Raw genomic sequence first — 13355 nt, 5'->3', positions numbered from 1 at the left:
TCAATACTTACACCCTGTAAAACAACCACTTCGACAGCTCCTTGTAATTCACCTTTTTGCCATACATCAGGATGCCCACGCGGTAAATGCGGCTGGCGATCCAGGTGGTAAAGATAAAGCCGGCCACCAGAATACCCATCGACAACAATAGCTCCCAGGCAGGCACACCAAACGGCACGCGCACCATCATCACAATCGGAGAGGTAAGCGGAATCATGGACATCCAGAAGGCTACCGGGCCATCCGGGTTTTTAAGTACGATGGAGTACGACATGATGAAGGCGATAACCAGCGGAATCGTGATTGGCATCATGAACTGCTGCGTGTCCGTCTCGTTATCCACGGCGGCGCCAATGGCCCCGAACAGCGACCCGTAGAGCAGGTAACCGCCTAGGAAATAAAACAGGAAGCAGCCGAAAATTAGCGCCACCGGCAGGTTGGCAAAACTGGACTTAATATCGTTGAAAGTGCTGGCAAACTCATTCTTTCCCTCAGGGTTCTCCATAGCGCTGATGTCAGCATTCTCCATATCCTCGCCCTGCGCGGCCACTTGCCCAGCTGCATACTGCGCGGCCGGCGATGGGGCGGCATCCACCCCGAAAGCAGCCGAAACAGCTGTTACGGCTATAAAAGAAAGTATGATCCAAAGCAGAAACTGTGTTAGGCCCACGGCGGCTATACCTATAATCTTACCCATCATCAACTGGAAAGGCTTCACCGAGGAGATCATAACCTCCACAATGCGGCTGGTTTTCTCCTCAATCACCCCGCGCATAATCTGCACGCCATACAGGAAGATGAAAAAGTAGATGATCACCGCTCCGGCCACACCGGCCACCGAGGTAATCACAGCGTTATTGTCTTTTTCGCCCTGGTCGCTGAGGTTAACGGCAGTCAGCGACACATTGGCTTTTATCTCATCAAGCGTCTCGCGGTCTATACCAGAGGCAATATAACGCTGGTTCTCAATCTCTTTCTCCAGCGCGTTCTCCAGGCGCACCTGTGTTTGTATGCTGATATTCTTCTTGCCATACACGGTAAAGCCCTTTGGCTCGCTAATGGACATCTCCGGAATATAAAGCAGGGCTGTGTTATCCGTTTCCTGGTAAATTGTTTTGGCTTGGTCCAGGGTGCCGGCCAACGGTATAAACTTCAGGTCTTTCTTGTCCTCCAGCTTACCTTCAAACAGGCCGCTCTCATCGAGCACCATCACCGTCTCCGTCTCACCCGACATCGAGATCAGCAGGCCGGGCAGGATCATGAACGTAGCTAGCAACAGCGGGGTGAGCAGTGTCATGATGATGAAGCTTTTCTTGCGCACACGTGTCAGGTACTCGCGCTGTATGATCAACCAGATCTTATGCATGGTGTGTTTCCTTTACTTTTCGGATGAAGATTTCATTTATACTTGGTACCAGTTCCACAAAAGAGTGCACCTCTACGCGCTGTATCAGGTAACGCAGCAGGTCGTTTGGTGTGGTGTTGTTCAGCAGCCGCACGTTGGCCCTGAAAATGCCGTGACTGTCATGCTGCTCCAGCACCTCAAAGTCCGGGGAGGTTATCAATAAATGGCCGTTCCCGATGATTTGGAAAGTGTCAGTTTTATACGCATCCCTGATCTCCTTCACCGGCCCGTCCAGCACTTTCTGTGCACGGTTTATCAGCGCAATGTTATCGCACAGCTCTTCCACCGACTCCATGCGGTGCGTGGAGAAGATAATAGTGGCACCCCTGTCGCGCAGGCTCAGTATCTCGTCTTTTATCAGGTTGGCGTTGATGGGGTCGAAGCCAGAGAACGGCTCGTCCAGGATGATCAGAGAGGGCTCGTGTAGCACCGTAGCGATGAACTGCACCTTCTGCTGCATGCCTTTCGAGAGGTCCTCGATGTGCTTGCCCAGCCACTCCCGAATCTCGAAACGGTCTACCCAGGCTTTGATGCGGGCAGTGGCCTCCTCTTTGCTCAAGCCTTTGAGCTGCGCCAGGTACAGCAGCTGCTCTCCTACCTTCATCTTCTTGTACAGGCCGCGCTCCTCCGGCAAATACCCCATATCCTTAATATGGCTGGGCTTCAGGCGCTCGCCCTTAAAGTATACTTTGCCGCTGTCGGCGCCGGTTATCTGGGTTATAATGCGGATGAGCGATGTTTTTCCTGCACCGTTGGGGCCAAGCAAGCCGAAAATGCATCCCTGCGGAATCTCGAAGCTCACGTTGTCGAGGGCAGTGTGGTTGGCGTAGGTTTTGGTTACGCCATCAATCTTCAGAATACTCAAGGGTGTTTGGTTTTAGTTTACTCAAATATAAATATTATGCCGTAGAGTATACCTGTTACGCTATACTTAATCGACCAAGCCAGGTATAAAGCAGACCAAAAACGGCTATACCTGCTGCAGAAAGTATAAATAAAAAGCCCGGCCTTCCGTGTATACGGAAAACCGGGCTTAAAACTATAGTTCAGGAAGGTCTTTTACTGGAAGTAGTCTTTCACCTTCTCAAAGAAACCTTTCTCGTTCTTACCAGGGTTCGGGGTAAAGTTGCTGGAGTAGCGCAGGCCTTCCAGCACCGCTTTCTCGTCGCTGCTCAGGCTCTTCGGTGTCCACACGTTTACGTGTATCAGCTGGTCGCCTTTGCCGTAACCGTTGATATCCTGGATACCCTTGCCGCGCAGCCTGAAGATCTCGCCGCTCTGCGTTCCCGGCTTAATGCTGATCTTCACCTTGCCCGAAATGGTCGGAACCTCTACCTCAGCACCCAGGGCTGCATCTATAAAGCTGATGTACTGCTCAAAAATGATGTTGTTGCCTTCACGCTTCAGGGTCGGGTGCGGCTCCTCCTCAATCTGGATCAGCAGGTCGCCGGGTACGCCTCCGCGCTCCGGCACGTTGCCCTTGCCGCTCATAGACAGCTGCATGCCATCCATTACGCCGCCCGGCACATTGATCGAGATCACCTCCTCCTGCAACTCTCTGCCGCTACCGTGGCAGGCCTCGCAGTTGTTGGTCACAATGCGGCCCTCGCCGTTACAGGTTGGGCAGGTCGCCGTGGATACCATCTGGCCGAGCATGGTATTTACCACCTTGCGCACCTGGCCGGAGCCCTGGCACGTACCACAGGTCTGCATGTCGGTGCCGTTCTTGGCGCCGTTGCCACCGCAGGTAGCACAAGCTACATAGCGCTTTACTTTTATCTTCTTCTCTACGCCATTGGCTATCTCCTCCAGGTTCAGCTTTAGCTTAATGCGTAGGTTGGAGCCTTTGCGGGTGCGGCGCCCGCCGCCACGGCCAGAACCTCCGAAGAAGCTCTCAAAGCCACCGCCGCCAAAAATATCGCCGAACTGCGAGAAGATATCATCCATGTTCATACCACCGCCGCCGAAGCCGCCGTTCATGCCCTGGTGACCGAACTGGTCGTAGCGCTGGCGTTTCTGCTGGTCGCTCAGCACCTCGTAGGCCTCCGCCGCCTCCTTAAACTTGTCTTCTGCGGTGGGGTCGTCCGGGTTCTTATCCGGGTGGAATTTAATGGCGATTTTGCGGTAAGATTTCTTTATCTCCTCCTGTGTGGCGCTTTTGCTTACCCCCAAAACCTCATAATAATCTCTCTTAGCCATAGCTTACGCTCCTATTACTACTTTCGCGAAACGGATCACCTTCTCGTTTAGGGTGTATCCTTTCTCAATTACATCTACAATCTTGCCTTTCAGCTCTTCGGACGGAGCCGGAATCTGCGTTATCGCCTCGTGCATGTCGCTATCGAAGTCATCGCCTGCCTTCGTGTCCATCGGCTTCAGGCCCTTCTGCAGCGTTACGTGCTTCAGCTTATGGAACACCAGTTCCAAGCCCTGCAGCATGGTATCCACGTCTTTGGTGGTTTCCATCGACTGGCGTGCACGCTCCATATCATCCAGCACCGGCAGAAGCTCACTCATCGTATCCTGGTTAGCCGTTTTAATCAGCTCCAGGCGTTCTTTTGCCGTGCGGCGGCGGAAGTTCTCAAACTCAGCCATCAGGCGCACGAATTTATCTTTCATTTCTGCCAGTTCTGCAGCTGTTTTCTCCTCCTGCGTCTCGGCAGTGGCTTCTTCCGCTGTTTCATCCACTTGGTTCAGTTCCTCATCAGTGGTTGCATTGGCAGTGTTCTCCTGCAATTCCTCTTGTTCCTGCTCCTTTTTAATATTTTTATCTGACATAATGCCTTAAAAAAGTTAGGTTGATTGGTCTATACTGTCTTGTCAATTGTCTTGCCAAACCGCTCTTTGTGCCAAGTTGGCACTTTTTAATTTTGAATGAGTGATTCACTAAATGGGTGAACGATGATCGACTTAAGCTATACTTTGTAGTTGTAGCTTAACCTCCCTACAACAAGAATCCTTAGCAGGATGGCAACAGAGTGGAACGCATTCACTTAATCGCTGGCTCACTCATTAAAAAAAATCGGTAGCAAGCTTTGCAGCCTCTACCGATCCTGGTTTTATACGTTTACCGGGCTGTGCTTTAGCTGTTGAGCGCCTCCCAGATCATGTCTTTCAGTTGGGTGATATTCTTGCCGGTGATACTGGAGATAAACACCGTCGGAAGTCCCTCAGGCAAGGTTTCACGCATTTCCTGCTCCAGTTCCTCATCCAGCATATCGGACTTGGTGATGGCAAGTATGCGTTTCTTATCCAGCAGCTCCGGGTTATATGTTTCCAGCTCGTTTAGCAGTACTTTATACTCTTCGGCTATATCGGCACTCTCACAAGAAACCATAAACAGCAGCATGGAGTTCCGTTCTATGTGCCTCAAAAAGCGCAATCCAAGCCCTTTCCCTTCCGAGGCCCCTTCTATGATTCCCGGTATATCAGCCATCACAAAAGATTTGTAATCGCGGTAGGCAACCACACCCAGGTTAGGCTCCAGGGTTGTAAAAGGGTAGTTGGCAATTTTAGGCTTCGCCGCTGACATTACTGACAGCAACGTGGATTTACCGGCATTCGGGAAACCTACCAGACCTACATCGGCCAGCAGCTTTAGCTCCAGAATTACCCACTCCTCAATACCTGGCTCACCTGGCTGGGCATAGCGCGGTGTTTGGTTTGTAGGCGATTTAAAATGAGCATTACCCAAGCCTCCACGGCCACCAGGAGTAAGTATGATTTCCTGACCGTCTTCTGTGATCTCGCACATCAGTTCGCCAGTTTCGGCATTTCTGGCAATAGTACCCAGCGGCACTTCCAGCACCTCATCTTTACCTTGCGCACCCGACGAGTGGCTTGGGCCACCGTTCAGGCCGTTCTCGGCTATGATGTGCTTACGGTACTGCAAGTGCAGCAGCGTCCAGAGTTGGGAGTTGCCGCGAAGTATAATGTGCCCACCACGGCCTCCGTCGCCCCCGTCAGGGCCGCCTTTAGCTGTTTTCTTATCTCGATGCAAGTGTGCCGAACCTCCGCCACCATGCCCGGAACGTGAGCAGATCTTAACGTAGTCTATAAAGTTGCTTGATGCCAAATCCTGTTAAGCCTGTGGCTTATTTTTTCTCTTCCTGTTTTTCTTTCACTGCATCAATCTGCTGGCACAGCGCATTAAAGATATCTTCTATCTCTCCAATGCCATCTACCGCATAGTATTTCCCCTGGCCGGCATAGTAGTCGGCCACCGGTGCTGTTTTGGTGTTGTACTCCTGCACACGCTTGCGGATCAGCTCTTCGTTCTGGTCGTCCGGGCGGCCGGATGTCTGGCCACGCAGCAGCAGGCGCTTGGTCAGCTCCTCGTCGTCCACACGCAGTGCGATCATGCAGGATATCTCGGTGTCGTTGTCCTGCAGCAGCTTATCCAGCCCCTGGGCTTGCGGCACAGTGCGCGGAAAGCCATCAAAGATGAAGCCCGCTGCCTGGCGGTTCTCTTTTACCTTATTTTCGATCATGCCGATCACTACTTCGTCGGGCACCAACAGGCCATTGTCCATCAGCTTTTTCGCTTCCAGGCCAAGGGTTGTACCGGCAGCAATCTCAGAACGCAGCAGATCGCCGGTAGAAAGGTGTATAAGGTTGTATTTATCTAACAGTTTTTGACTTTGGGTACCTTTACCAGCACCTGGAGGGCCAAACAAAACGATGTTAAGCATATCTTATAGCTTTTTATAAAGAGCAAATATAAGTATAAATTCTATGTACTTTCTGATTTTATGAGGACCGCCAGCGGCTGTACCTCCTGGCTTAAAAGCCTCCTAACGCTACTTGTACTTCAGGGTTACGACACGATCTTGTAAATGTCGCGCAGGTTTCGGCCCAGGCCGTTGTAGTCCAGGCCGTAGCCTACCACAAAGTCGTTCGGGATGGTGCGGGCCACGTATTTTACATCCAGCGGGTGCTGCAGGCAGTCGGGCTTCATGAGCAGGGTTGCCACCTCCACTGAGGCAGGGCTGCGGTCTTGCAGCTGCTGCAACAGGCCGTGCACGGTATGGCCGGTGTCCACAATATCCTCCAGCACCACCACGTGGCGATTTTGGATGTCCTCCGTCAGGCCAAGTATCTCTTTTACTTTACCTGTGCTGTGCATGTCCTGGTAGCTTGCCAAACGTATAAACGAGATCTCGCAAGGTATGGAAACGCGTTTCAGCAAATCTGACACAAACATGAAAGAGCCATTGAGTACGGCCAGAAACAGGGGTTGCTTTTCGGCGTAATCCTTATCTAACTGCTCGGCCAGCATGGTAATGCGAGCGATGATTTCCTCTTCAAAAATATAAGTGCTAAACTCACAATCGTGAATTTGAATGGTACGCGGTTCCATGTAAAATTGGGTTGATCCTGAACAAAGGTAAGTATAAAATAAAAGATAAGCCCAACCAAAAGCCGGGCTTATCTTCATATTTGCTTCCAGTGGCTATTTTGCAGCGTTAGCGAAGGATAGCATCACGGTATTTTGCTCGTTTATACTTGCCGTTGCCGGCGTCAGCTGCTCCTGGTTCATGTTGATCTCCTCCAGTTCGATCGGTGGCTCCGGAATCGGAGGTTCCTGGTCCAGCGCAATGTGCGGCGCAATCACCAGAGAAACAATTGACATCAGCTTGATCAGGATGTTCATACTTGGGCCGGAGGTATCTTTGAATGGATCACCTACGGTATCGCCGGTTACGGATGCTTTGTGTGGCTCAGAGCCTTTGTACTCCATCACGCCATTGATCATCACACCTTTCTCGAAAGACTTTTTAGCGTTATCCCAGGCACCACCTGCGTTCGACTGGAACATGGCCATCAGCACACCCGAAACAGTTACACCTGCCAGCGTACCACCCAGCACCTCGGCAGAGGAGGTATCCGGGAACACATCTCTGAAACCAAACCCGATAATGATCGGCACCAGCAGCGCAATGGCACCTGGCAGCATCATCTCTTTAATAGCAGCCTGTGTGGAGATCGCCACGCACTTCTCATACTCTGGCTTGCCGGTTCCTTCCATAATGCCCGGAATCTCACGAAACTGGCGGCGCACCTCCTGCACCATGGCCATGGCCGCACGGCCCACCGCAGAGATTGCCAGGGCCGAGAAAATAAACGGAATCATGGCACCGATGAATAGGCCTGCCAATACCGGAGCTTTGTAAAGATCTATACTTTCGATGCCGGCTATGCCCACAAAGGCGGCAAATAGCGCCAGCGAGGTAAGGGCGGCAGAGGCGATGGCAAAACCTTTACCCGTTGCGGCCGTGGTGTTACCCACGGCATCCAGAATATCGGTGCGACCGCGTACTTCTTTCGGCAACTCGCTCATCTCAGCAATACCACCGGCGTTATCGGCAATTGGGCCGAAGGCGTCGATGGCAAGCTGCATGGCTGTGGTGGCCATCATACCGGCCGCCGCAATAGCCACCCCGTACAAACCAGCCGCCGCGTAAGACAGCACGATACCAGCCGCCAGCACAATAATCGGCAGCACTGTGGAGTGCATGCCCACCGCCAAACCGGCAATAATGTTCGTGGCATGACCTGTGGAAGATTGCTGCACAATAGAGTTAACAGGCTTTTTGCCCATAGCCGTATAGTACTCCGTGATGATACTCATGAGTGTACCTACCACCAGGCCTACGACCACGGCCATAAATACACCGTTGTTGGTAAACTCAAAATTGCGGAGCGCCAGGTTTTCCGGCAACAGCCAGTGAATTACAAAGTATGAAACGATAGCGGTAAGTATAACCGAGATCCAGTTACCACGGTTAAGCGCAGCCTGCACATCACCGCCCTCGCTCACGCGCACAAACAGCATCCCGATCAGCGAGAACACGATGCCCAGGCCCGCGATCAGCATGGGAAGTATGATGGGAGATAGCCCTCCGAAGTTATCCGACACCTCCACCTCACGGCCAAGCACCATGGTAGCAAGTATAGTAGCCACATAAGAACCAAAGAGGTCAGCGCCCATACCGGCCACGTCTCCTACGTTGTCGCCCACGTTGTCGGCAATGGTGGCAGGGTTACGTGGGTCATCCTCCGGAATACCGGCCTCCACCTTGCCTACCAAGTCAGCACCCACGTCGGCAGCTTTGGTGTAAATACCGCCACCCACACGTGCAAACAGGGCTATACTTTCAGCACCCAGCGAGAAACCCGTGAGCACCTCCAGGGCGATCTCCATCTCCACTCCGTGCACATCGCCACCCGTGCTCTGCACAAACAGGTAGTAGAAAAGTATGAACAGCGAGCCAAGCCCCAGCACTGCCAGTCCGGCCACTCCCATACCCATCACCGACCCACCAGCAAAAGACACATTCAGAGCTCTGGAAAGGCTGGAACGGGCGGCCTCTGCCGTGCGTACGTTGGCTTTGGTAGCAATGCGCATGCCTATAAAACCGGCCAGGGCCGAGAAAACGGCACCTATCACAAAGGCACCTACAATAAGTGGGTGAGATTTTTCGCCGGTGTAGCCTAGGTAGAACAGGAATACGGAGGCGATGATAACAAAATAGGTCAGCACTTTATATTCGGCTTTCAGAAAGGCCATGGCGCCGTCGGCGATGTGGCGTGCAATTTCCGTCATGCGCTCATTGCCGTTCGGCTGCTTCGTCACCCAGGCCGACCTGATAGCTGTATAGATCAGGGCTGCCACTCCAAAGGCAGGAATTGCGTAAAGAATCGGTTCCATTCAGTTAGATTAAAGGTTAAAGGGATATCTCTATATAGTTATTAAAGAAAAGTGATTCCGTAGACTTTTCCAAATATCCCATATCCTTTCCTTTAGAAGCAGATTTCACCTATACTTCTAGGCTATAACGAGTTGCAACATCGACCTGGCAAAACGGGGTAACCCCCGGCAATTATAGTCACAAACCAGGAAAAGGGCTGGCTTTATACTTTGAGGTATGGTTGTGCAGTAGTTTGAAATATGGTCGTGTGAAAGGAGGTGGTTATACCTCGTAGGAGTTTTGAATCTTGCAGAAAGCCGGCCAGGCAGAAGCGTTTGTTGGTGCCTGAGGGAATCTGCCTCCTCATGTGATATAGTGCTACACCTGGTCCAACCACCCCTAACCCCTCCTTGTCAAAGGAGGGGAGTTCTGTAGCTGCTGTAGCTGAAGTATAAGTTTTATTGCCGCTGGTATAGCGCGGACAGGTCGCGACCTGTACCTACGAAGGTGTAAACCCACCCCAACCCCTCCCGAGAGGGGAGTTCTGCTGAAGCTCCGTTAGTGGTGGCTATCGAATCTGATCCCAGTTTTTCCGTTGAGCGCCTTTGGAGCTTTTCCGGTGCCGAGCGGGAGCGAAGCATTGCGACGTAGGAGCAATGGAAAAGGTCCCAGACCGGGAAGACGAGCCCTCCCTGGCTGGAGGGAGCCAAAGCCAAAGAGCCGCTTGTAAGGCTGAGAATGAGCAGCAGCTAGAAAGTGTATCCTTGTGTCAAGTATAAGTAGACCAACAGCTAAAAAGTATAGCCAAAGTATAAACTCAGGTTACACCGCGATCAAAAAACGCAAAGCCGTGAGCAAGTATACCCGCGAAAAGCACAAGCTGTTATTCACAGCCTCTAGGCAGCAAAAACAGCTTGTGCCTCAACCTACAACTTCTCCATCAGCACCTTATACAAAGCCACCATACTTTCGATATCCTTCTTATGCACAATCTCATTCGGCGTATGCACATTATCTTCGGGGGCACCTACAAAGCACCAGTCCCAGGGATAGGCGCTGCGCTGCAGTTCCTTGGCATCGCTGCCCCCGGCGCCCTCTACCTCCAGTTGGTAAGGCACACCTGCCTCTTTGGCAATATCTATAATGCGCTGCACGTAAGACCGACGCGGAATCAGGCTATCCCGCATCGAGATCACAACACCTTTGCCGGGGTGCACCCCTTCAGTCACCCAGGTAATATCAGAGATCAGCCCCTGTGTTACGCCGTACTGCTCATGAATGTAGCGCGCTAAATAAGCCACAGAGCCACCACCATGCTCCTCCCAGCAGCAGAAGGCAATAATGCCGTTTTCCATTGTTTCAGCTACCTGCAGGGCCGACCAAACCCCCAGGCGGTTGTCCATGTAACAGCTTTGCACCGTGTCCTCCGTCTCCCGGAAATCACATTTGAACACCAGTTCTGTGCCCCGCTCTATCTCCCGCTCATACTCGTAGCTCAGTTCGTGCTCCTCCTCCTCATACTTCAGGGTGCATTCTATCTCGCCCTGTGCATCCTCGCCTACTAACGTATAACCAGTCTCCAGGTCAGGGCCACCTATTCGCACCAGCTGCTTGCCGTAGCGCACCGTAAAACCGATGGAGTCTATGTGGGCAAAAATTGCACTCCTCGGCTTGCCGAACACCAGCAGGATACAGTCCTGAAAGCCTTCTCCATGTAGCACAACGGGTTGCTGTTTCCAATTAACTTTGTGTTCGGCAATGTAGTTTAACAGAAAATTTGTAAGTTTCTGTTCGTTGCCCGATGGGGCATGTATGCGGCAGAGGGTTTCCAGAAGTTTCATAATTATTTTATCTTTATGGAATTCATAATAATCAGATTTGTTGTACTTTTATAACTAACAACGCCAACAGTATAACCGGCACAAACAAACTTACAATTTTTGGCCTTACATGAAGAACTTAATCTCCGCCATCTTCACACTCTTTTTACCGCTTTTAGCTGTAGCGCAACAACCTGCCCTACCTACTGACTCCACGGCCATGCGCCAGGTAACCATGAGTGAGGTAGAGGTTTTGCCGGCTGCAGCAAAGGTGAAAGGTATGCTGTTGCTGAACAAGGATGTGCAGTATGAGCTGGAGGGTGCCGTGGACAACATGTACAACTTCAAGTATGCACGGGCTGAGAAACAGTTTAAATCGCTGCGCCGCCGCTACCCGGAGCACCCGCTCCCCTACTTCCTGATGGGCCTGAGCCAGTGGTGGAAAATTGTGCCGACCAACATCCAGACACTGAAGTATGACGACCTCTTCTTTGCCTACATGGATACCACCATACAGAAAGCAGAGGCCATGTATGACAAGGATGAAAACAACGTAGAGGCGGCCTTCTTTCTGGCGGCCTCCTATGGCTTTACGGCGCGGCTCCACTCGGAGCGCAGCAACTGGCGCAAAGCCACCGTGGCCAGCAAGCGCTCCCTTGATTTTCTTGAAAAAGCGAAAGCCGGCAACGGCCTGAGCCCCGAGTTCCTGTTTGGCGAGGCACTCTTCAACTACTACTCCATCTGGATCCCTGAAAACTACCCTATGCTGCGCCCTGTGCTCGTGTTTTTCCCTAACGGGGATAAACGGCTTGGGTTAAAGCAACTGTCATACGTTTCCAAAACAGGCTTTTACACGGGCACAGAGTCCAAACTCTTCCTGATGAAGATACTAGCCAATGAAGAGAAGCAGATGCAGGAAGCCTTGGTTATCGCAGAAGACCTTGCCCTTAAGTATCCTGACAATGCTTATTTTCAGCGGTTCTACGCACGCCTTTTGTTTGTAAACGGCCATTTTACCAAGGCAGAACGTGTCTCTGAGGAGATACTGTATAAACTGGAACAGCAGATGCCAGGGTATGAGCCGGTAAGCGGACGCTATGCCTCCTATATCCTGGCTTACATAAACCAGCACAAGTACCGCGATTTTGAGAAGGCCAAAGGTCATTACAAAGAGGCTATTATGTTTGCCGAGATGACGAACGAACGAGACTCTGGCTACTTTGTGAATTCATACCTGAACCTGGCCCGCATAGCCAAACAACAGAAAGACAAGGCCGCAGCAAAAAGCTATTATTCCGTTGTGATGCAGGCCAGCGACAAGAAATCTGCAAACTATAAAGAGGCGAAGAAGTTTCTGAAAGAGAACAGGAAGGGTTAAGCCATTCTTAAAAAGTATAAGTAAGTATAAAAAGGGAGGGACTTGCCGATCTGAATCGGCAAGTCCCTCCCTTTTTATACTTTGAGTAAGCGTTAAGCGTTCTGCTCGGCTGGCGTCAGGATCTTCTCCCTGAAGTACTCCAGGGTGCGCTTCAGCCCCTCGGCCCTGTCCACTCTAGGCTCCCAGCCAAGCAGCTCTTTGGCCTTGGTGATGTCCGGCTGGCGCTGCTGCGGGTCGTCCTTGGGCAGCGGCTGGTAGTCCACCTTCAGCTCCGCCCCCGTCAGGCGGCAGATCTCCTCAGCAAACTCCCGGATGGTGATCTCGGATGGGTTACCCACGTTCACCGGCAGGTGGTAGTCGCTCAGCAGCAGGCGATAGATGCCCTCCACCAGGTCGTCCACGTAGCAGAAGGAGCGCGTCTGGCTGCCGTCGCCGAAGATGCTCAGCGGCTCGCCCCGGAGCGCCTGGCTCAGGAAGGCGGGCAGCACGCGTCCGTCGTTGAGGCGCATGCGCGGCCCATAGGTGTTGAAGATGCGCACGATGCGCGTCTCCAGCCCGTGGTGCATATGGTAGGCCATGGTCATGGCCTCCTGGAAGCGCTTTGCCTCGTCGTAGCAGCCCCTGGGCCCCACCGGGTTCACGTTGCCCCAGTAATCCTCCTGCTGCGGGTGCACCAGCGGGTCGCCGTACACCTCGGAGGTGGAGGCGATGAGCATACGCGCACCCTTGGCCTTGGCCAGGCCAAGCAGGTTGTGCGTGCCCAGCGAGCCCACCTTCAGCGTCTGGATCGGTATCTTGAGGTAGTCGATTGGGCTGGCAGGCGAGGCGAAGTGCAGGATGTAGTCCAGGTGCCCCGGCACGTGCACGAACTTGCTCACGTCGTGGTGGTAGAACTCGAAGTGCTCCAGCTTGAACAGGTGCTCGATGTTCTCCAGGCTGCCCGTGATCAGGTTGTCCATGGCGATCACGTGGTAGCCCTCCTTGATGAATCTATCGCAGAGGTGGGAACCCAGGAACCCGGCCCCACCGGTTATAAGTACTCTTTTCTTGGTCATGTCTTG

At 52.4% G+C, this 13355-nt stretch carries 11 protein-coding genes; 1 reads left to right on the top strand and 10 read right to left on the bottom strand.

The features are described from left to right. Positions 1-7 precede the first annotated feature (7 nt). The 9 genes from OO017_RS06910 to OO017_RS06870 all read right to left on the bottom strand — a co-directional run bounded on the left by OO017_RS06910 (position 8) and on the right by OO017_RS06870 (position 10937). Entirely contained in the window at positions 8-1366 is a 1359-nt protein-coding gene (locus OO017_RS06910) for an ABC transporter permease (protein ID WP_266051731.1), read from the bottom strand. Continuing rightward, positions 1359-2270 (bottom strand): ABC transporter ATP-binding protein, encoded by a 912-nt coding sequence (locus OO017_RS06905; protein WP_266051730.1) that lies wholly within the window; start codon positions 2268-2270, stop codon positions 1359-1361. Before OO017_RS06905 ends, OO017_RS06910 begins: the two co-directional genes overlap by 8 nt. A gap of 194 nt (positions 2271-2464) precedes the next feature. After that, positions 2465-3604, bottom strand: coding sequence for a molecular chaperone DnaJ (gene dnaJ / locus OO017_RS06900; protein WP_266051729.1), 1140 nt, complete (start codon positions 3602-3604; stop codon positions 2465-2467). A gap of 3 nt (positions 3605-3607) precedes the next feature. Further along, complete coding sequence (locus OO017_RS06895) at positions 3608-4183, bottom strand: nucleotide exchange factor GrpE (protein ID WP_266051728.1); 576 nt, start codon at positions 4181-4183, stop codon at positions 3608-3610. A gap of 304 nt (positions 4184-4487) precedes the next feature. Further along, positions 4488-5480 (bottom strand): GTPase ObgE, encoded by a 993-nt coding sequence (gene obgE / locus OO017_RS06890; RefSeq protein WP_266051727.1) that lies wholly within the window; start codon positions 5478-5480, stop codon positions 4488-4490. Between the two features lie 19 nt (positions 5481-5499). Next, positions 5500-6096 (bottom strand): adenylate kinase, encoded by a 597-nt coding sequence (locus tag OO017_RS06885; protein ID WP_266051726.1) that lies wholly within the window; start codon positions 6094-6096, stop codon positions 5500-5502. 125 nt (positions 6097-6221) lie between these two features. Beyond that, on the bottom strand, positions 6222-6764 hold the full coding sequence (gene hpt, locus OO017_RS06880; protein WP_266051725.1) for a hypoxanthine phosphoribosyltransferase: 543 nt from the start codon (positions 6762-6764) through the stop codon (positions 6222-6224). Between the two features lie 93 nt (positions 6765-6857). After that, positions 6858-9116 (bottom strand): sodium-translocating pyrophosphatase, encoded by a 2259-nt coding sequence (locus tag OO017_RS06875; protein WP_266051724.1) that lies wholly within the window; start codon positions 9114-9116, stop codon positions 6858-6860. Positions 9117-10022: 906 nt separating this feature from the next. Beyond that, entirely contained in the window at positions 10023-10937 is a 915-nt protein-coding gene (locus OO017_RS06870) for a M20/M25/M40 family metallo-hydrolase (protein ID WP_266051723.1), read from the bottom strand. Between the two features lie 109 nt (positions 10938-11046). Between OO017_RS06870 and OO017_RS06865 the strand changes: the two genes are divergently transcribed. Next, a complete protein-coding gene (locus tag OO017_RS06865) occupies positions 11047-12294 on the top strand; it encodes a tetratricopeptide repeat protein (RefSeq protein WP_266051722.1) in 1248 nt (415 codons plus the stop codon). A 92-nt stretch (positions 12295-12386) separates the two neighbouring features. Here the strand turns inward: OO017_RS06865 and OO017_RS06860 are convergent, their stop codons facing one another. Further along, positions 12387-13349 (bottom strand): UDP-glucuronic acid decarboxylase family protein, encoded by a 963-nt coding sequence (locus tag OO017_RS06860; protein ID WP_266051721.1) that lies wholly within the window; start codon positions 13347-13349, stop codon positions 12387-12389. Positions 13350-13355 lie beyond the last annotated feature (6 nt).

The organism is Pontibacter anaerobius (assembly GCF_026241195.1).
Lineage (GTDB): Bacteria > Bacteroidota > Bacteroidia > Cytophagales > Hymenobacteraceae > Pontibacter > Pontibacter anaerobius.
The sequence above is the reverse complement of the archived record's forward strand: the minus strand, read 5'-3'. Positions and strand labels throughout refer to the sequence as shown.

What these genes read in the sequence shown, in the direction of transcription:
- OO017_RS06910 (WP_266051731.1), bottom strand. Translation starts at nt 1,366, where the DNA reads ATGCATAAGATCTGGTTGATCATACAGCGCGAGTACCTGACACGTGTG.
- dnaJ (WP_266051729.1), bottom strand. Translation starts at nt 3,604, where the DNA reads ATGGCTAAGAGAGATTATTATGAGGTTTTGGGGGTAAGCAAAAGCGCC.
- OO017_RS06895 (WP_266051728.1), bottom strand. Translation starts at nt 4,183, where the DNA reads ATGTCAGATAAAAATATTAAAAAGGAGCAGGAACAAGAGGAATTGCAG.
- OO017_RS06885 (WP_266051726.1), bottom strand. Translation starts at nt 6,096, where the DNA reads ATGCTTAACATCGTTTTGTTTGGCCCTCCAGGTGCTGGTAAAGGTACC.
- hpt (WP_266051725.1), bottom strand. Translation starts at nt 6,764, where the DNA reads ATGGAACCGCGTACCATTCAAATTCACGATTGTGAGTTTAGCACTTAT.
- OO017_RS06875 (WP_266051724.1), bottom strand. Translation starts at nt 9,116, where the DNA reads ATGGAACCGATTCTTTACGCAATTCCTGCCTTTGGAGTGGCAGCCCTG.
- OO017_RS06870 (WP_266051723.1), bottom strand. Translation starts at nt 10,937, where the DNA reads ATGAAACTTCTGGAAACCCTCTGCCGCATACATGCCCCATCGGGCAAC.
- OO017_RS06865 (WP_266051722.1), top strand. Translation starts at nt 11,047, where the DNA reads ATGAAGAACTTAATCTCCGCCATCTTCACACTCTTTTTACCGCTTTTA.
- OO017_RS06860 (WP_266051721.1), bottom strand. Translation starts at nt 13,349, where the DNA reads ATGACCAAGAAAAGAGTACTTATAACCGGTGGGGCCGGGTTCCTGGGT.